This is a genomic window from Albimonas pacifica, from assembly GCF_900113695.1.
In the GTDB taxonomy this organism is placed as follows: domain Bacteria; phylum Pseudomonadota; class Alphaproteobacteria; order Rhodobacterales; family Rhodobacteraceae; genus Albimonas; species Albimonas pacifica.
Map to the genome: position 1 here is coordinate 414456 of NZ_FOQH01000001.1, position 18506 is coordinate 432961.

14 protein-coding genes, 1 tRNA gene and 1 pseudogene are annotated in these 18506 nt (G+C 73.2%); 5 read left to right on the forward strand and 11 right to left on the reverse strand.

Annotated elements, in window-relative coordinates; genetic code table 11:
* Window positions 1–29 precede the first annotated feature (29 nt).
* Window positions 30–1087, reverse strand: a pseudogene (locus tag BM064_RS27920) (acetate/propionate family kinase).
* A 554-nt stretch (window positions 1088–1641) separates the two neighbouring features.
* Window positions 1642–2067, reverse strand: a complete 426-nt coding sequence (locus BM064_RS01660) for a hypothetical protein (RefSeq protein ID WP_092857166.1) — start codon at window positions 2065–2067, stop codon at window positions 1642–1644.
* Window positions 2068–2242: 175 nt separating this feature from the next.
* Here BM064_RS01660 and BM064_RS01665 point away from each other — a divergent pair, with 175 nt between their 5' ends.
* Complete coding sequence (locus tag BM064_RS01665) at window positions 2243–3877, forward strand: flavin-containing monooxygenase (protein ID WP_092857168.1); 1635 nt, start codon at window positions 2243–2245, stop codon at window positions 3875–3877.
* 443 nt (window positions 3878–4320) lie between these two features.
* On the opposite strand, the gene BM064_RS01670 is transcribed toward BM064_RS01665, so the two are convergent.
* The 3 genes from BM064_RS01670 to petA are packed head-to-tail and all read right to left on the reverse strand — an operon-like array spanning window position 4321 to window position 7047.
* Window positions 4321–5133: a cytochrome c1 gene (locus tag BM064_RS01670; protein ID WP_092857170.1), complete on the reverse strand. Its 813-nt coding sequence runs from the start codon at window positions 5131–5133 to the stop codon at window positions 4321–4323.
* 23 nt (window positions 5134–5156) lie between these two features.
* Window positions 5157–6470 (reverse strand): cytochrome b, encoded by a 1314-nt coding sequence (locus BM064_RS01675; protein WP_092857172.1) that lies wholly within the window; start codon window positions 6468–6470, stop codon window positions 5157–5159.
* Window positions 6471–6483: 13 nt separating this feature from the next.
* Entirely contained in the window at window positions 6484–7047 is a 564-nt protein-coding gene (petA, locus tag BM064_RS01680; protein WP_092857174.1) for a ubiquinol-cytochrome c reductase iron-sulfur subunit, read from the reverse strand.
* Window positions 7048–7502: 455 nt separating this feature from the next.
* Between petA and BM064_RS01685 the strand changes: the two genes are divergently transcribed.
* On the forward strand, window positions 7503–8747 hold the full coding sequence (locus BM064_RS01685) for a cytochrome P450 (RefSeq protein WP_092857176.1): 1245 nt from the start codon (window positions 7503–7505) through the stop codon (window positions 8745–8747).
* Between the two features lie 46 nt (window positions 8748–8793).
* Here BM064_RS01685 and BM064_RS01690 read toward each other — a convergent pair whose 3' ends face one another.
* The 4 genes from BM064_RS01690 to aroC all read right to left on the reverse strand — a co-directional run bounded on the left by BM064_RS01690 (window position 8794) and on the right by aroC (window position 13513).
* Window positions 8794–9192, reverse strand: a complete 399-nt coding sequence (locus BM064_RS01690; protein WP_092857178.1) for a DUF2306 domain-containing protein — start codon at window positions 9190–9192, stop codon at window positions 8794–8796.
* Between the two features lie 213 nt (window positions 9193–9405).
* Complete coding sequence (locus BM064_RS01695) at window positions 9406–9942, reverse strand: GNAT family N-acetyltransferase (RefSeq protein ID WP_092857180.1); 537 nt, start codon at window positions 9940–9942, stop codon at window positions 9406–9408.
* A 10-nt stretch (window positions 9943–9952) separates the two neighbouring features.
* Entirely contained in the window at window positions 9953–11836 is a 1884-nt protein-coding gene (locus BM064_RS01700) for an ABC transporter ATP-binding protein (RefSeq protein ID WP_092857182.1), read from the reverse strand.
* 561 nt (window positions 11837–12397) lie between these two features.
* Entirely contained in the window at window positions 12398–13513 is a 1116-nt protein-coding gene (aroC, locus tag BM064_RS01705; protein WP_092857184.1) for a chorismate synthase, read from the reverse strand.
* Window positions 13514–14463: 950 nt separating this feature from the next.
* Here aroC and BM064_RS01710 point away from each other — a divergent pair.
* On the forward strand, window positions 14464–15501 hold the full coding sequence (locus tag BM064_RS01710) for a DMT family transporter (protein WP_092857186.1): 1038 nt from the start codon (window positions 14464–14466) through the stop codon (window positions 15499–15501).
* Between the two features lie 92 nt (window positions 15502–15593).
* Entirely contained in the window at window positions 15594–16979 is a 1386-nt protein-coding gene (locus tag BM064_RS01715) for an aspartate aminotransferase family protein (RefSeq protein ID WP_092857188.1), read from the forward strand.
* A gap of 215 nt (window positions 16980–17194) precedes the next feature.
* Here BM064_RS01715 and BM064_RS01720 read toward each other — a convergent pair.
* Window positions 17195–17271: transfer RNA gene (locus BM064_RS01720), tRNA-Arg, on the reverse strand.
* Window positions 17272–17447: 176 nt separating this feature from the next.
* Between BM064_RS01720 and BM064_RS01725 the strand changes: the two genes are divergently transcribed.
* Window positions 17448–18170 carry a sulfotransferase family 2 domain-containing protein gene (locus tag BM064_RS01725; protein WP_177236111.1) on the forward strand — a complete coding sequence of 241 codons (723 nt, stop codon included), beginning with the start codon at window positions 17448–17450 and terminating at the stop codon, window positions 18168–18170.
* Between the two features lie 30 nt (window positions 18171–18200).
* Here BM064_RS01725 and BM064_RS01730 read toward each other — a convergent pair whose 3' ends face one another.
* On the reverse strand, window positions 18201–18452 hold the full coding sequence (locus tag BM064_RS01730; RefSeq protein ID WP_092857192.1) for an accessory factor UbiK family protein: 252 nt from the start codon (window positions 18450–18452) through the stop codon (window positions 18201–18203).
* Window positions 18453–18506: the final 54 nt, after the last annotated feature.

Consider the following 18506-nt stretch of genomic DNA (forward strand, 5'->3'; position numbering starts at 1 on the left):
GCGCCCGCGGGGCGGGGGCGCCGCGCCTCTTAGCCGCGCAGCAGGGCGAGCGTGGCGTGGGCGATCTCGCCCGCCTCGTCGGCCACGATCACGTGGCTCGCGGTCTCGTCCAGCCCCGTCCAGCGCAGCCCGTCGAGGATCTTCGCGCGCACCGGCTCGGCATGCTCGCCGATGCCGCCGGTGAAGCAGATCGCGTCCACCCCCCCCATGCAGGCGATCAGCGAGCCCGCGTGGCGCAGCGCCCAGTGGCAGTAGTGCTCGACCGCGAAGCGGGCGGCGGGGTCGTCCCGCTCCAGCAGTTCCTTCATCGAGGGCGTGCCGCCCAGGGCCTTCAGCCCGCTCTCGCGGTTCAGGGCGTGCTCCAGGCTCTCCGGGCTCTCGCCGCCGCGCAGCAGGTGGAAGATCACGCCGGGGTCCAGCTCCCCGCAGCGCGAGGCCATCACCAGCCCCTCCATCGGCGAGAAGCCCATGGTGGTGGCGACGGAGCGGCCCTCGAGGATCGCGGCCATCGAGGAGCCCGCGCCAGGTGGCAGGCCAGCAGCCGGCGGGGCAGGGGGGCGCCGAGCTGCGCGGGCAGCCGGCGGACCATCGAGGCGTAGCTGAGCCCGTGGAACCCGTAGCGGCGCAGGCCGGCGGCGCGCCAGCGCTCCGGGATCGGGAAGGTGGTCTCCTCGGGGGGCTGGGTGGCGTGGAAGGCGGTGTCGAAGCAGGCGATGCGCCGCGCCTGCGGGTAGAGCTCGGCGGCCGCATCGATCACGTGCAGGGCCGGCGGATTGTGCAGGGGGGCGAAGGCGCAGGCCTTCTCGAGCGCGACGCGCATCGCGGGGGTCAGCTCGCCCGGCGCGCGGAACTCGACGCCATGGGCGACGCGGTGCCCGACGGCGAGCGGGGCGGGGGCGAGCCCGCGGCCCTGCGCCATCCCCGCGACCGCCTCGGCGAGGCGGCCGGCGGCCACGGTCATCACGTCGAGCTCGGACATCTGTCCGGCGGCGAGCGCCGCCCCCTCCAGGTCGTAGAGGGCGAGCTTGAGCGAGGACGACCCGGCGTTGAGCGTCAGGATCCAGTGGCGGGCGGAAGAATCGGTCATGGCAAGCCTCGCGGGGGCCGCTTCGAATGCGCCCGCACCCTACCGCGCCCGCCCGCCCGGGGGGGCGCGGCATGGCGTCGGGATCGTCGCGCCTGAAACCGTTCCCCCCGGCGCCGCGCGCCCCGCCTCCACGCGCCGTCCGCGCCAGGACCCGGCCCGCCCCGATCCTGCCGGGAGCGCCTGTTCTCCGGAGCCGTCCGTCGCTGATGCCGATCAGAGCGACTCGTCCCAAGGGGTCAAGGATCGCGAAGCGACCCGGCGAAGCCGGGCTTGTCCTTGACCCCTTGGGGCGAGTCGCTCAGGCATCTTCAGCGACGGAGGGCTGCGGAGGACAGGCGCGGCTTGTTCTCGGGTGAGTTCAGAAGCGCCCTCCCCCTCGGCCTCCCGCGCGCCCGTCGGATGGCCGCGGCATCTGCGGGTCCTGGACCAAGCCCGCCCGCAGGGCGCCCGGCTCCCCGACTGCCCGTTCATCGGACCGGAGCGCAGCGCGTCCTGGCGGCGCCGAGGCCGTCCGGTCCTCGTTCCAGCTCCCCCCTTCGTCTCCCCGACCGTCGTCACCCTGCCGCGGGGCCCTGCACGGCCTCGCCCAGCGCCTGCATCGACATGCGCGCCTTGGTCAGCACCATGCCGACGTTGGCCGTGCGCCGGGTGACGAAGACGGCCGCGTGGTCGGGATGCGAGGGCGCGCGGAGGAACACGTGGATCAGGTTCTCCGACAGCACCAGCATCTCCTTGAAATATCGGATCTCCCGGTTCGGGGGCAGGCCGCGCTCGCGTTTGAAGCGCCGCTCGATCTCCGAGACGGTGGGGCCCTGGAACAGGTCGGCGGTGGCGGCCGCCACCATGTCCAGCACCTCCTGGGGATGGGTCTCCAGCGTGCGCACCGACATCAGCATGCCGGTGCTCATGTCGACGTAGCCGGCCGCGATGCACTCGGGCACCGAGGCCATCGCGGCGGTGATCTGGGCGTCCAGCGACAATTCCGAGCCTCCTGCCCGGCGGGGCGATGCGCGCACCATCGCGGGGCAGGGTTGAGGAAGCGTTACCGTCGCTCCGCCGTCTATTGAACGGCCGGTCGGTCAGGCCCATGATGACCCCGGCGCGCAGACGCCGCGGCGGCCCGGCCGCCGGGAACCAGCCTGTGGGAGGAGCTCCATGTCCGATTCCAGTCCTGCGCGATTCGACGTCGTCGTGGTCGGCGCCGGTTTCGCCGGCCTCTACCTGCTGCACCGCCTGCGCGGCATGGGCCTCTCGGCCCGGGTCTACGAGCGCGCCGAGGGCGTGGGCGGCACCTGGTGGTGGAACCGCTACCCCGGCGCGCGCTGCGACGTGGAATCGCTGCAGTATTCCTACTCCTGGGACCCGGAGCTGGAGCGCGACTGGACCTGGTCCGAGAAATACGCCGCCCAGCCCGAGATCCAGGCCTACGCCGAGTTCGTGGCCGAGCGGCATGACCTGAAGCGCGACATCCGGTTCGAGACCTCGGTGGATGGCGCGGAGTGGGACGAGGCCGCAGGCCTCTGGCGCATCGCCACCAGCCGGGGCCCGGCCGAGGCGACCCACCTGGTGCTGGCCACCGGCTGCCTCAGCTCGACCTCGCTGCCCGACATCCCGGGGCGGGACGATTTCCGGGGCGAGACCTACCACACCGGCCTCTGGCCCCATGAGGGGGTGGACTTCACCGGCAAGCGGGTGGCGGTGATCGGCACCGGTTCTTCTGCGATCCAGTCGATCCCGATCATCGCGGCCCAGGCGGCGGAGCTGGCGGTGCATCAGCGCACGCCCAACTTCTCGATCCCCGCGCGCAACGCCCCCCTGACCGACGCGCAGCGCGCGGAGTGGCTGGCGCGCTCGGCCGAGCGGCGGGAATGGGCGCGCGCCAACACCCGCAACGCCATCGTCACCACGCTGCCGCAGAAGCCGGTGCTGGAGGCCACGCCCGAGGAGCGCGAGGCCGAGTTCTCGCGCCGCTGGGAGAGCGGGGGGATCACCTTCTCGGCCGCCTTCAACGACCTGGCGCTGGACCCGGAGGCCAACGAATACGCCGCCGAGTTCGTGCGCGAGCGGATCCGCGAGATCGTGAAGGACCCCGCCACGGCCGAGGCGCTGTGCCCGCGCGACCACCCGATCTTCACCAAGCGGATCTGCGTGGACACCGACTATTTCGAGACCTTCAACCTCCCCCACGTGCGCCTGGTGAACCTGCGCGAGACCCCGCTGGAGACGGTGACCGAGACCGGGATCCGCACCTCGGCGGGCGAGACCCCCTACGACGCCATCGTCTACGCCACCGGCTTCGACGCGATGACCGGCTCGATCCTGGCGATCGACCCGGTGGGCAAGGGGGGGCGGCGGATGTCGCAGGCCTGGGCCGAGGGGCCGAAGGCCTTCCTCGGGCTTCTGACGGCGGGGTTCCCGAACCTGTTCCTGGTGACGGGGCCGGGCAGCCCCTCGGTGCTGACCAACATGATCGTCTCGATCGAGCACCACGTGGACATGATCTGCGAGCAGCTCTCCCGCCTCGCGGCCCGCGGCGCGACCCGGATCGAGGCCGATCCGCAGGCGCAGGAGGAGTGGGTCGCCCATGTCAACGCGCGCGCCGCGGCGACGCTCTATCCCCGGGCGGCGAGCTGGTACATGGGCGCGAACATCCCCGGCAAGCCGCGGGTGTTCATGCCCTACATCGGCCAGGACGAGTACCGCCGCCAGGTCGACGCGCTGGCCGCGCAGGACTGGCCCGGTCTGAAGCTGAGCGCCGGCCGCACGGCCTCCGACGCCGCCGCCGGCTGAGCCCCGCCCGAGGGCCAGGTGGGCGTCCTCGGGGGCATCGAGCCCCCTCGGCCGCCCGCCGCCTTCCGGCGGCGGCGCCTGCGGCGGGCGCTGCGCCTCTTCCCTTCGGCATGGCCTACGTTCCGCGTGGGGCGGGGGGCGTCCTCGGGGGCGTCGAGCCCCCTCGGCCGCCCGTCGCCTTGCGGCGACGGCGCCTGCGGCGGGCGTTCCGGCCCTGAGCCCGGCCGGGGCGTCCGCGCGACGCGAGCCGCCGCGCCCGCCCCGTCGGAGCGGGGTGGGCGGGCGGGAGCTCCGACGGGGCGGGCGCGGGGGCGGTCGAGGGCGCGGCGGGCGCCGGCGAGGCGGGGCAGGGCGGATCGGGACGGGGCGGAAAACGGTAGGGCCCCGACCTTGCGGTCGGGGCCCTCGTTCTGTCCCTCGAAAGTCCGTGCGGCGCGTCGGCCTCAGGCGGCCTTCTTCTTCTTCACCGTCGCCCAGAGCTTCTTGTTGGTCAGGTACAGCAGCACCGCCAGCAGGCCCACGAAGATGAAGTTGCGCGCGCCCGCGGCCTTGCGGTCCGCCAGCTTCGGCTCGGCCGTCCACATCAGGAAGGCCGAGACGTCCTTGGCCATCTGCTCGACCGTCGCGGGGGTGCCGTCGGCATATTCCACGATGTCGTCGGACAGCGGCGGCGCCATCGAGATCAGGCCGCCGGCCATGGTCTCGTTCTCGTAGAGCGTGACGCCGGCCACGTCCTGGGTCTCGCCCGTGTAGTGGGTGAGGATCGAGTAGATGTACTCGGGCCCGCCGATGCCGTTCACCAGCTGGCTGATGCCGGTGCCGTAGGGCCCGTGGAAGCCGGCGCGGGCCTTGGCCATCAGGCTCAGGTCCGGGGCGCCCACCGCGTCGTTCGGCGGGAACTTGTCCGAGGCCACCGCCGTGCGGGTGTCGCCCGGCAGCGCCTCGTCCGAGGTGTCGGCCACCTGGTAGAGGCCGGCCATCGCCGCCACCTGGGCGTCGTCGTAGCCGGGGCCCGTGGGATCGCCGAGCGTCCGGAAGGCCACGAACTTCAGGCCGTGACAGGCCGAGCAGACCTCGTTGTAGACCTGGAGGCCGCGCTGCAGCTGCGCCTGGTCGAAGGAGCCCAGCGGCCCCTCGAAGGAGTAGCTGACGTCGGTGATGTGGCCGCCGCCCTCCGCCGCCGAAGCGGCGAGGGGCAGGGCGAGGGCGCCCGCGGCGACAAGGCCTGCGAAGCGGGCTGCGGTCAGGATGCGCATCTTATGTCTCTCCCTTCCCCGGCTCACTCGGCGGGCGTGGCGGCGGCGCCGCTCTTCTTCGCGTGCTTCTCGGCCATCATCCGATCGAAGTCCTCCTCGATCGTGGCGGGGACGGGCTTGGGCGTCTCCACCAGCCCCAGCAGGGGCAGGATCACCAGGAAGTAGCCGAACCAGTAGATCGTGCCGATCAGCGAGATCGTCGGGATCAGCCCCTCGGCCGGCTGGCCGCCGCACCACATCAGGACGAAGAAGTTCACGACGAACACCCAGAACCAGACCTTGAACTTGGGCCGGTAGCGGCCCGAGCGGGTCCGCGAGGTGTCCAGCCACGGCACCAGCGCCAGCACCGCGATCGAGCCGAACATGGCGATGACGCCGCCCAGCTTCGAGTCGATGAACCAGATGTCGAAGGTGATGGCGCGCAGGATCGCGTAGAAGGGCAGGAAGTACCACTCGGGCACGATGTGCGCCGGCGTCGAGAGCGGGTTGGCCTCGATGTAGTTGTCCGGGTGGCCCAGCCAGTTGGGCATGTAGAACACCAGGACGACGAAGACCAGCAGCACCACGGCGAGCGCGAACAGGTCCTTGATCACGTAGTACGGCCAGAACGGCAGGGTGTCCTTCTTGGCCTCGTCGATCGAGCCGCGGCGAACCTCGACCCCGGTGGGGTTGTTGTTGCCGGTCGAGTGGAAGGCCCAGATGTGCACCGCCACCAGGCCCGCGATCACGAAGGGCAGCAGGTAGTGCAGCGAGAAGAACCGGTTCAGCGTCGGGTTGTCGACGGCGAAGCCGCCCCACAGCCAGTTCACGATCGGCTCGCCGACCAGCGGCAGGGCCGAGAACAGGTTGGTGATCACGGTCGCGCCCCAGAAGGACATCTGGCCCCAGGGCAGCACGTAGCCCATGAAGGCCGTGGCCATCATCGCCAGGTAGATCAGCACGCCGATGATCCAGGTGATCTCGCGCGGGGCCTTGTACGATCCGTAGTAGAGGCCGCGGAAGATGTGGAAGTAGACGGCGATGAAGAACAGCGAGGCGCCGTTCATGTGCACGTAGCGGATCAGCCAGCCGCCGTTCACGTCGCGCATGATGTGCTCGACCGAGGCGAAGGCGAGGTCCACGTGGGGGGTGTAGTGCATCACCAGAATGATGCCGGTGACGATCTGCAGGACGAGGCAGAAGGTCAGGATGATGCCCCAGATCCACATCCAGTTCAGGTTCTTGGGCGTGGGGATCATCAGGGTGTCGTAGATCATTCCGCCGATCGGCAGGCGGGAATGAAGCCACTTCTCGAAGCCCGACTTGGGCTCGTAATGCTCGTGCGGGATGCCAGCCATCAGGGTCGTCTCCTCAGCCCAGCGTCACGACGCCGTCGGCCAGCACGGCGACCGGCACGGGAAGGTTCTCGGGGGCGGGGCCGCGGCGGATGCGGCCGGCCGTGTCGTAATGCGACCCGTGGCAGGGGCAGAACCAGCCGCCGAAGTCGCCGGCGCCGTCGCCCAGCGGCACGCAGCCCAGGTGGGTGCAGACGCCCAGCATGACCAGGTACTTGCCTTCCTCGTCGAGCGCGCGGTCCGCATCGGTCGCGGGCGCGTCGCCGGGCAGGTTGTCGTTGCGCGCGATCGGATCCTTCAGATCGCTCATCGGCACCTCGCGCGCCGCTTCGATCTCATCGGCGGTGCGGTGACGGATGAAGACCGGCTTGCCGCGCCACTTCACCGTGAGCTGGCTGCCTTCCTCGAGACCCGAGATGTCGACGTCGATCGAGGCGAGCGCCAGGACGTCGGCCGACGGGTTCATCTGGTCGATGGCAGGCCAGACCGCGGCGCCGACGCCGACGGCGCCGGCTGCAGCCGTGGCGATGTAGAGGAAATCCCGGCGCGTCGGTTCGGAGTCCGATTCTGCGTGGGCCACGTGGCAACCCCCTTCGCGTTCCTTCCCCGGCCCGTCCGCGTCGGCTCTCCGGCTGGCGCTCTCGCGGCTGGCGGGACGATATGTATCAGGCGGTCCCCGCCGCGAGACGGAGACCATTCCGCCGCCCGATTAGCCGCCCCCGCCCGACAGGTCCAGAGACAGGGCGACGCAGAGACGCCGCATTTCGGCCGGACCGTCGCCGTTCCGCATCGGGGCGCCGGCGCCGCCGCTCGCCTGCCGGAGGTCGGCGCCGGCCCGCGGACGCGGGGCTCCTGCGGCGGGCGGCGAGGGCCGCTCCGGGCCCCGCGCCGGCGGCGAAGACGGCGAACCGGCGTCGCCTCGCGCGGAACTCACGCGAAGGTCACGTTGCGTCGAGATTGACCGTGACCTGCCGAATCGAGAACCCTTGACGCAAAGGGAAAGCGCGGACCCATCCGCCTCCCGGGGAGGACGACATGACCCAAGCCACCGCCCCGACGTCCGGAGAGGGCGTCGAGAGGCCCAGCCCCGTCGCCATCCGCGACCTGCCGCGGTTCGAGAAGCGGCCCGAGGGCTGGAGCGACCACGACTTCATCGCCCACTGGCGCGCGCAGGGGCCCGCGGCGGTCGACCGCTTCGGCATCGTCACCCTGTTCGGCCACGACGACCTGTGGCGCGCGGTCGATCCGCGCTTCACCCGCCAGGTGGGGATCGAGGCGATGCAGATGCAGGGGCGGACCGAGGGGGCGGTCTACGACTTCTTCGACCGTTCGCTGCTGTTCGCCAACGACGCCCGCCACCGCGCCCGCCGCGGCCCGCTGGCGCGCGCCTTCGCCCACCCGCTGATGAACGCCCTGCGCGGCGAGATCGCCGGCCAGATGCGCGACCTGGTGCGCGGCCTGAAGGGTCGCGAGGTCGATTTCGGGGCCGAGGTCTCGGGCCAGCTCGCCGCGCGCATGATCGCCTCGGTCCTCGGCCTGCCGGAGGCCGACATCCCGCATTTCACCCAGGTCGTCTACGGCGCCTCGCGCGGGCTCTCCTTCCGTTCGAAGGAGGTGCTGGACGAGGCCGACGTCGACATGGCCGAGCTGGTCGCCTACGCGGCCCGCCTGCTCGACGACCGGTGCGCGCGCCCGCGGGAGGATTTCCTGACCGAGTTCCTGGCCAAGGTGGAGGGCGCCGACCTCTCGGAGGACGAGATCCGCACCCAGGTCGCGACCGTGGTGCTCGGCGGCGCCGACACCACGCGCATGGCGCTCGCCTCCGGCTTCGCCCAGATTCTCTCCCGGCCCGCGCAATGGGCGGCGCTGAAGGCGGATCCCGAGGGGCTGAAGGTCTCGGCCGCCGCGGAATGCCTGCGCTTCGACCCCGTCGTCGGCTCGATCCCCCGGCTCGCGATCGAGGATTTCGAGATCGCGGGCGTGGCGATCCCCAGGGGGACCTACATGGCGGCCTCCCTGCTGGGCGCCCTGCGCGACCCCGCGGTCTATGCCCGGCCCGAGGTCTTCGACATCGCCCGCGACGACCACCCGAAACTTCACCCGGTCTTCGGCGCCGGCGCCCACCGCTGCCTCGGCGAGGCGCTGGCCCGGGCCGAGCTGGAGGAGGCCCTGGCGGTCCTCGCCCAGGAGGCGCCCGACGCCGAGCTGGTCGGCGCGCCGCCGGTCCTGCGCGGCCTCGGCGGCACCCGCGGCCTGCCGGAGACGCGCATCCGGCTGTGAGGCCGGGCCCCGGGCGGCGGCCCGCCTCCGTCTGGGGCGGGCCGCCTCACTCCCCGAACAGCACCGCGTGCATCACCCGCCCCGGCAGCAGGGTGAAGGCGCCGGTGAGGACCAATGCCAGGGCGTAGAGCGAGAGCATCGTCCACCGGTGCGCCCGCAGGTTCCCCCGCCGCGCCGCGCGCACCGCGTAGACCAGCGCGCCAAGGGTCGTCGGGATCAGCAGGTGGATGGGCGAGAACGGCCCCCAGACCCGGATCGAGGAGATGAACAGGGCCGAGAGCGCCGTCCACGCCATCAACGCCACGAAGGCCCAGCCGATCCAGCGATGCCCCCGCCCGCCCTTGGGCCGCAGCAGCTGCGCGCCCCCCAGCGCCGCCGCCGCCAGCGCCGCGAACGCGTGCGAGGGGATCGGCGAGGCCGCCGCCAGCAGGGGATCGAGGGTCATCGCGGCCTCCGCCTCTCCGGATCCCCGTCACCTTACGGCGCGAGGCCGGCCCGTCCAGCGCGGCCGCGTCGCGGGCCGGCGCCCCCGGCGTCGCGCCGGACGCGGCCGGGCGCCGGCGCCGGCGGCGCGCCGCGGCGCGCGGGGCCGGCGGGCGCCGCGGGGCGGAGGGGGCGCGGCAGGGCGAAGCGGGGGCCGGGGGGGCTGCGCGCGCGCTCAGGCGCCGGCGCCGGGAAGGTCCGCTGCGGTCAGCACGTGGCGAAGGTGGTCCGGGTCCGGGCTCTCCTCGGGGCGGGGGCGCATGCCGATCTTCTCCGCCACCCGGCGCGAGCCGGCGTTGCCCGGCATGATGTCGGCCACGATCCGCGCCAGTCCCAGCGTCTCGACGGCGTGGCGGGCGACGGGCAGGGCGGCCTCGGTCGCGACGCCCCCGCCCCGCGCGGCGCGCGAGAGCCGCCAGCCGATCTCGATCTCGCCGGCGCCGTCGGGGGTCAGCATGACCCAGCCCAGGAACCGCTCCGGCGCCTCGCGCGGGACGACGACCCAGTAGCCCAGCCCCTCGCCATGCTCGGCCTCGATCCGTGCGCGCAGGAAGGCGGCGTGGGCCTCGGGGTCGGCCCAGGGGCCGGCGATCCAGCGCGTCGTCTCCGGCTCGCGGTCCATGGCGAGGCAGGCCGTCAAGTCCTGCGGCCCGCGCGGGCGCAGCCGCAGGCGCGCTGTCTCGAAGATCGGCCCGCGGCTGCCGGGTCCCATCAGGCCCCCGTCACTCGGCGGCGTCGAGGCCCATGAAGCCGCCCGACTGGCGGCCCCAGAGCTCGGCGTAGATGCCGCCGCGCTTGAGCAGGACGTCGTGGGGCCCTTCCTCGGCGATGCGCCCCTCGTCCATCACCACGATCCGGTCCATCGAGGCGATGGTCGACAGCCGGTGCGCGATGGCCACGACCGTGCGGCCCTGCATCAGCCGCTCCAGCGCCGCCTGCACCTCGGCCTCGGTCTCGGAATCGAGCGCCGAGGTCGCCTCGTCCAGCATCAGGATCGGCGCGTCCTTCAGGATCGCGCGGGCGATGGCGACCCGCTGGCGCTGCCCGCCAGAGAGCTTCACGCCCCGCTCCCCCAGCCGCGCCTCGTAGCCGACGCGGCCGCGGAAATCCTCCAGCTCCTCGATGAACTCGTGGGCGGCGGCCATGCGGGCGGCCTCCATCGCCTCCTCGACGCCGGCGTCGGGACGGCCGTAGAGGATGTTCTCCATCGCCGAGCGGTTGAACATCGCCGTGTCCTGGGTGACGAAGGCGATCTGCCGGCGCAGGGCGTCCTGGTCGAGCGTGCGGATGTCGCGCCCGTCCAGCAGGATCCGCCCCGCCTCGGGATCGTAGAGCCTCAGCGCCAGCTTCATCGCCGTGGACTTGCCCGCGCCCGAGCGGCCGACGAGGGCCACCTTCTCCCCCGGCGTCACGTCGAGCGAGAAGCCGGTCAGCCCGCCGCCGGCGCGCTCGCGCTCCTGCCCGTACTTGAAGGTCACGCCCTCGAAGGTCAGCCGCCCCTCGGCGCGCGCCATCGGGGCGGCGTCGGGGGCGTCGCGCATGCGGTGGGGCGGGGTCAGGGTGCGGATCCCGTCCTCGACCACGCCGGCGTTGGCGAACATGCCCATGGCGGTGAAGCTGATCCAGCCCGACATCTGCCCGATGCGCAGCGACAGCAGCCCCGAGAGCGCCACCGCGCCGGGCGAGCCGCTCCCCCCGGCCCAGAGCCACAGCGCGGTTCCCACCAGCGCCACCGGCAGGGCCCCGGCCAGCACCGCGATGACCACCCGGTAGACCCAGGCGGTGCGCCCGAAGTCGAGCTTGGCGCGCCGCAGCCGCTCCAGCGCCTCGCGGGCATGGGTCTCCTCCCGCCCGGCATGGGCGAAGAGCTTCACCGTCTCCATGTGCGAGATCGTGTCGACGAGCTGGCCGGAGAGGCCCGACTGCGCGTCGGCCCGCGCCCGGGCCTTGGCCCTCAGCCGCGGCAGCATCCAGGCGATCCAGGCGAGGTAGACCGCGAGCCAGCCCAGCAGCCCCAGCGTCAGCCGCCAGTCCGCGGCCCCGAGCGCGGCGAGCGCGGCCAGCATGGTGGCGAGCGCGAAGGCCACCGCCTGCACGACCTCGGAGGCGAGCTCGGTCAGCGCGTTCCCGGTCTGCAGCTGCTTGGCCGAGATGCGGCCGGCGTAGTCGTCCTCGAAATAGGACATCGCCTGGCCCAGCGTGTGCCGGTGCAGGCGGAACACCGTCTGCTGGAACATCCCGGGCTGGATCGAGAACTGCATCAGCGCCGAGCTGACCGCCATGCACAGCGGCCGGGCGGCGAAGATGAAGACGGCGAGCAGGGCGACCTCCCACCCCCGCTCGGCGAGGAAGGCGGCGCGCGCGCCGGGCTCGGTCAGGCTCGGCCCGGCCTCGGCCACCACGTCCACCAGCCAGGACACGGCCCAGGAGACCCCGACCTCGGCCCAGGCCAGCGCCACGTTGGCGGCGATGGCGGCGAAGAAGACGGGAAACGCGCCGCTCAGCGCCCACCGGCAGAAGGCGAGGAATTCCTGGGGCGGCGACCCGGCCGCGGGCGCGTTCGGATCGAAGAGGCCGGCGGTGCGGCGGGTCAGGGCGGTCAGCATGGGCAGGCAGGATAGGTCACGAACGGCTCCGGTCGAGCGGAAGGGCCCTCTGCAGATAGGGTCTCGACCTATGTCGAGGTCAACCCTCGTCCCCGACAATTCCCGCCGCCCCTCGCCGCAGCCCCCGGATCGAGCCCCTCGCCTCCCGCCCCTCCCGACGTCCGTCCAGGCGCCCCAGGGCGCGCCGCCGGCCATGCCTCGCAAAGCGCCTGTTCTCCGGAGCCGTCTCTCGCGGATGCCGAAAAGAGCGACTCGCCCGAAGGGGTCAAGGATCGCGCAGCGACCCCGCGAAGCGGGGCTTGTCCTTGACCCCTTCGGGCGAGTCGCTCAGGCATCGCAAGCGAGAGACGGATCCGGAGAACAGGCGCGGGCTTGTTCTTGGGTGAGTCAGGAGCCCGCCGGAGGCTCCCTCCCTCGCCAGTCCCTCGCAACGCCGCGCCGGGGCGCAGCCCCGCCAAGCCCGCCCGCAGGGCGCCTGCGGCCCGCTTCGCCCGCAGCCCGGCTGCGGGCGGCCCCGGCTGCGTCGCGACCGTCGCCGTGTCCGGACGGTCGTCGCGCGGGTCAGCCCAGCGGCCCGAGACTTTCGCCGGGCTGCGCGCCCGTCTGGCCGCGGTTCAGCAGGATGTGGTCGAGCAGCACGCAGGCCATCATCGCCTCGCCCACCGGCGCCGCGCGGATGCCCACGCAGGGGTCGTGGCGGCCCTTGGTGACGACCTCGGCCGGCTGGCCCGCGAGGTCGATGGAGGCGCGCGGCGACAGGATCGAGGAGGTGGGCTTCACCGCGAAGCGCACCACCACGTCCTGGCCCGAGGAGATCCCGCCCAGCACCCCGCCCGCATGGTTCGAGGCGAAGGTCGGCCGGCCGTCGTTGCCCATGAAGATCTCGTCGGCGTTCTCGACCCCGGTCAGCTCCGCCGCGGCCATGCCGGCGCCGATCTCCACGCCCTTGACCGCGTTGATCGACATCATCGCCGAGGCGAGGTCCTGGTCGAGCTTGGCGTAGACCGGCGCCCCCAGCCCCTCGGGCACGCCGGAGGCCACGACCTCGATCACCGCGCCGACCGAGTTGCCGGACTTGCGCAACCCGTCGAGATACTCGCTCCACTCGCCCGCCGCCTGCGCGTCGGGCGACCAGAACGGGTTGCGCGCGCACTCGTCCCAGTCCCAGCGGGCGCGGTCGACGGCGATCTTGCCGATGCGCACCAGCGCCGCGCGGATGGTCAGCTGCGGCAGCATCTGCGCCAGCACGGCGCGCGCGATCCCCCCCGCCGCGACCCGCGCCGCCGTCTCGCGGGCCGAGGAGCGTCCGCCGCCGCGATAGTCCCGCACCCCGTACTTGCGCCAGTAGGCCAGGTCCGCGTGCCCGGGGCGGAAGGTCTTCGCGATCTCGGAATAGTCCTTCGAGCGCTGGTCGGTGTTCTCGATCATCAGGCTGACCGGGGTGCCGGTGGTCACGCCCTCGAAGACGCCCGAGAGGATGCGCACCTCGTCCGCCTCGCGCCGCTGGGTGGTGAAGCGGCTCTGCCCGGGCTTGCGACGGTCGAGCCAGACCTGCAGGTCCGCCTCGCTCACCGGCGCGCCCGGCGGCACGCCGTCCACCACGCAGCCCAGCGCCGGCCCGTGGCTTTCGCCCCAGGTGGTGAAGCGGAACAGGCGGCCGAAGCTGTTGAAGGGCATGGGGCAGGCTCCCGGCTGGACGTGTCGGGCGCCCGTGTAGCCGACGCGGCGGCCCGGCGGAAGGGGGGCGAGCGGCGCGCGGGCGCCGCGCGCGACCGGGCGCGGGCTGCGAGGGCGCGCCGCGCGGCGCGGTCGACCGGGGCGCCCGGCGGGGGCGTCGACCGCCGCGCGGCAGGGACGGGCCGGCGGGCCGAGGGGCCCGGGGCTCGCTTCGGCGGGCGCCCGGGAGGGCGGGCGCGCGTCCGCCGGGCAGCGGCGCCGGACGCTCCGGAACCCACCAGAGAACATGCCCCGCGCCCGTCCTCCGGATCCGTCCATCGCAGAAGATGCCTGAGCCGCGCGGGGCGCCGGGTCAAGGACCAGCCGCCTTCGGCGGTCGCTGCGCGATCCTTGACCCGGCGCCCCGCGCAGCTCTGATCGGCATCAGCGATGGACGGCTCCGGAGAACAGGCGCTCCCGAACGGGGCGGTCGTCGCGCCCTCGGCCCGGGGCTGGCGTGAGGGAAGGATTTGGGAGGGCGCGCACGGGGGCGCGCGCGGGGGGGGCTCCGGCAGGCCGGGGCGAAGGGCGCCAAGGGGGGGCGCGTGGGCTTCGTGGACGGGAGACGTCCGGCATCGGCGGGCCGAGGCCGCGTTCGCAGCGGTCGGATCGGACCGGCGACGGGCCGCGGTCTGCGGGGGTCGACCGGCGCCGGGCGGCTGAGCCGCCCGGAGCAGGAGCGGGACTGCGGCGGCGCGCGCATCGAGGGGCGGGGAGGTCGGCCGGAAGCGTTTGCGCGCCGTTCCGGGGCCGGGGCCGGGGCCGGGGATCGGGACGAGGGCGCGGGCGTCCGGCAGGCAGCTCGCCGCCGGGCCGCGCCCGCCCGCAGGGCGCCTCCGGGCCCAAGAGCAGGCCGCGCTGCGCCGCCGCGCGCACTGGCGGCCGCGGCGGGGGGCGCGTAGGGAAAGGCGATGACCGCGCCCGCTTCGCCCCCGCCTTCTCCCCGGGCCGCCCCCGGCCCCGCTTCCGGCCCCGCCGAGACGCCCAATCCGTTCACCGGGATCCTGCTGAAGGTGATCTCGGTGGCGGTGCTGATGGGGCTGACCTCCTCGGTCAAGGCGCTGGACGGCTCGATCCCGACCATCGAGGTGCTGTTCTTCCGCTCCTTCTTCGCGCTGCCGCCCATCGTGATCTGGCTGGCGCTGCGCCGCGACCTGCCGGGCGGGCTGCGCACGCCCAACCCGATGGGGCACGTCTGGCGCTCGCTCGCCGGCGCGGCGGCGATGAGCTGCATGTTCCTCGCGCTCACCATGCTGCCGCTGACCGAGGTGGTGGCGATCACCTACGCCGCCCCCCTGTTCATCACCGTCTTCGCGGCGATGTTCCTGGGCGAACGCGTGCGCCTCTACCGTCTCGCCGCCGTGGCGCTGGGTTTCATGGGCGTGCTGCTGGTGATGGCCCCGCGCCTGCTGGGGGACGACTCGGGCGGCCTGACCGCCACGGGCGTCGAGCCGGGGGACGAGGACGTCGGCTGGGGCTCGCCCGCCGTCGGCGCGACGATCGCGCTGGTCGCGGCGGTGCTGATGGGCCTCGCGCAGACCTTCGTGCGGGGCCTGTCGAAGACCGAGACCACGGCGGCCATCGTGTTCTGGTTCACCGCCGCCTGCACGGTGATGACCGGCCTCGCCCTGCCGTTCTTCTGGCAGACGCCCGACGCGACCCAGTGGCTGCTGCTGCTGACCGCGGGCACGGCGGGGGGCGTGGGGCAGATCCTGCTCACCTCCTCCTACCGCTATGCCGAGGCGGCGGTGATCGCGCCCTTCGAATACGTCTCGATGATCCTCGCGGTCGCCATCGGCTGGTTCGTCTTCGGCGAGGCGCCGGCGCTGGTGGTGCTGGGCGGCGCGGCGCTGGTCACCCTCTCGGGCATCCTGATCATCTGGCGCGAGCGGCGGCTGGGGATCGAGCGGCGCGCCTCCAAGTCCGCCCGCCAGGCGCCGCTGGGCTGAGCGGCCGGCCCCCCGGGGCCCGGGGGGTTGGAACGCCGCGTCATCCCCCGTAGGACTCCGCGCCGACCCCCCCCTTCGCGCAGGAGACCGCCATGCTGACCAACGACCTGCTTTCGCAGTGGGACCGAGAGAGCTTCCTGCACCCCTCCACCGCCGCCGGCGCCCACGCCCGCGGCGAGACCCCCGCCCGGATCATCGAGGGCGGGCAGGGCGTGCGCATCCGCGACCGCGACGGGCGCGAGAGCCTCGACGGCTTCGCCGGCCTCTACTGCGTCAACGTCGGCTACGGGCGCCCCGAGATCGCCGAGGCCATCGCCGAGCAGGCCCGCAAGCTCGCCTACTACCACGCCTATGCCGGCCACGGCTCGGAGGCCGCCATCGAGCTGGCGCACATGGTGCTGGACCGCGCGCCGGACCACATGTCCAAGGTCTACTTCGGCCTCTCCGGCTCGGATGCGAACGAGACCAACGTCAAGCTGATCTGGTATGCGATGAACGCGACCGGGCGGCCGGCGAAGAAGAAGATCATCTCGCGCTGGCGGGGCTATCACGGCTCGGGGCTGATGACCGGCTCGTTGACGGGGCTCGAGCTGTTCCACAATGCCTTCGACCTGCCCCTGAACCCGATCCTGCACACCGAGGCGCCCTACTTTTACCGCCGCCCCGACCCGGCGATGTCGGAGGAGGCGTTCTCGACGTATTGCGCCGAGAAGCTCGACGCCCTGATCCGCGCCGAGGGCGCCGACACCGTCGCCGCCTTCATCGGCGAGCCGATCCTGGGCACGGGCGGCATCGTGCCCCCGCCCGCCGGCTACTGGGAGAAGATCCAGGCGGTGCTGGCCGAGCACGACGTGCTGCTGATCGCCGACGAGGTGGTCACCGGCTTCGGGCGCCTGGGCTCGATGTTCGGCTCGGACCACTACGGGATGAAGCCGGACCTGATCACCATCGCCAAGGGGCTGACCTCGGCCTACGCGCCGCTGTCGGGCTCGATCCTGTCGCAGCGGCTGTTCGAGATGGTGGCCAAGGGAACCGACGACATGGGCCCGCTGGGGCACGGCTGGACCTACTCGGCCCACCCGCTGTGCGCCGCGGCGGGGGTGGCGAACCTGAAGCTGATCGACGAGCTGAAGATCGTGGAGAACGCCCGCGACACCGGCGCCGTCTTCCAGAGGCTCCTGCACGAGGCCTTCGACGGCCACCCGATCGTGGGCGAGGTCCGCGGCGAGGGCCTGATGGCCGCCGTGGAGTTCGTGAAGGACCCCGGGACCCGCACCTTCTTCGACGCCTCCGAGAAGGTCGGCGCCCGCGTCGCCGCCGCGGCGCTCGAGCGCGGCCTGATCGCGCGGGCCATGCCCCAGGGCGACATCCTCGGCATGGCCCCGCCGCTCTGCCTGACGCCGGCCGAGGCCGAGGAGATGGTCGGCATCGCCAGGGCCGCCGCCGACGACGTGGCGAAGGCGCTCGGCGCCGCCTGAGCGGCCCCGCCCCAGCCGAATGCACGGCGCCCGTCGTCCCCCCCGGGGCGGCGGGCGTTCGCGTTTCCGCCGGGTCCCCCTCGCCCTCGCCGCGCGACGCGAGCCCCGAGCTCGACCCGGGGCCGCCGGCCCCGCCTCACCGCCGGCGCGCAGGCTGCGCCAAGCCGGGAGTGGTTGGGCGGCCGGATCAGGCCGGTCTCGCGATGTTGGAGAGGTGGTGACCCCGACAGGATTCGAACCTGTAACCTGCCCCTTAGGAGGGGGCTGCTCTATCCAGTTGAGCCACGGGGCCGCCAGAGCGGGGTCTAGACCGCCGCGCCCCGCCGGTCAACGCGGCGCGCGCCCGGGGCCGTGGCGCCGCTTCGCCGCGCCGCGATCCACCGGCGAGAGAGCTGGATGACTCCGCCGATTGCATGCTATTCGATGAATGGAAGGGGTTCCTCAAGGCAACGACAGGGGGGGTGGTCGATGAACCTGAGCGCCAATGTCCGGCGCGCGCGAAGCGTCGCGCGCAAGGCGGTGCAGGATCTCGCGCCGCCCGCGGTGCGCGGCGCCGTGGTGCGGGCGGTGGATCCCAGGGGCAGCCCGATCCCCGCCGCCTTCCGCGACAGCGGCTCGATCTTCATCCACATCCCCAAGTCGGCCGGCTCCTCGGTCAAGACCGAGCTCTACGGCCGTCCGATGTACGGCCACATCCGCATCGCCGACTGCTGGGCCTACGAGCCGGAGACCACCCGCGCCGCCTTCAAGTTCTGCTTCGTGCGCAACCCATGGGACCGGTTCCTGTCGGCCTATTCCTACCTCCGTCAGCGCCGGGGCACGACGGCGGGCGACGACGCCTTCGCCGAGGCCTGGCTGGCCGACGTCCCGACCTTCGAGGCGTTCCTGCGCCGCATGGAGGATGCGCGCTATCGCCGCCGGGTCCTGCGCTGGAAGCACTTCCGCCCGTTGGCCTGGTGGGTCGGCGTGCCGGGCGTCACGCCCAACGCGATGGACTTCGTCGGCCGCTACGAGACCCTGCACGACGACATGGCGACGGTGAGGGAGCGGTTCGACCTGCCCCCCCAGCCCCTGTCCAAGATCCGGCCCTCCGAGCACCCGCCCTACGCCGAGGCCTACGACCGGCGCGGGCGGGAGCTGGTGGGCGAGCTCTACGCCGGGGACTGCGCCCTGTTCGGCTACGCGTTCTGACGTCGGGCGGGACGGCGGGGACCGGGGGCCTCAGGCCTCGTCGGTCTTGCACTCCAGCGCGTCGAGACGGGCCTGCAACGCCTCGTTCTCCTCGCGCGCCCTCACGGCCATCTCGCGCACCGCCTCGAACTCCTCGCGGGTGACGAAGTTGTTCTCGGCCATCCAGCGCTCGACGAAGCCGCGGAAGGCGGTCTCGGCTTCGGTGCGCGCGCCCTGGGCCACGCCGGCGGCCGAGGTCATCAGGCGGCTGAGGTCGTCGAAAAACGGGCTGCGGGTCTGCATGGCGATCTCCTTCGCGATTGGAGGAAACATGGGGCGGCGGCGCCCGATTCGCCA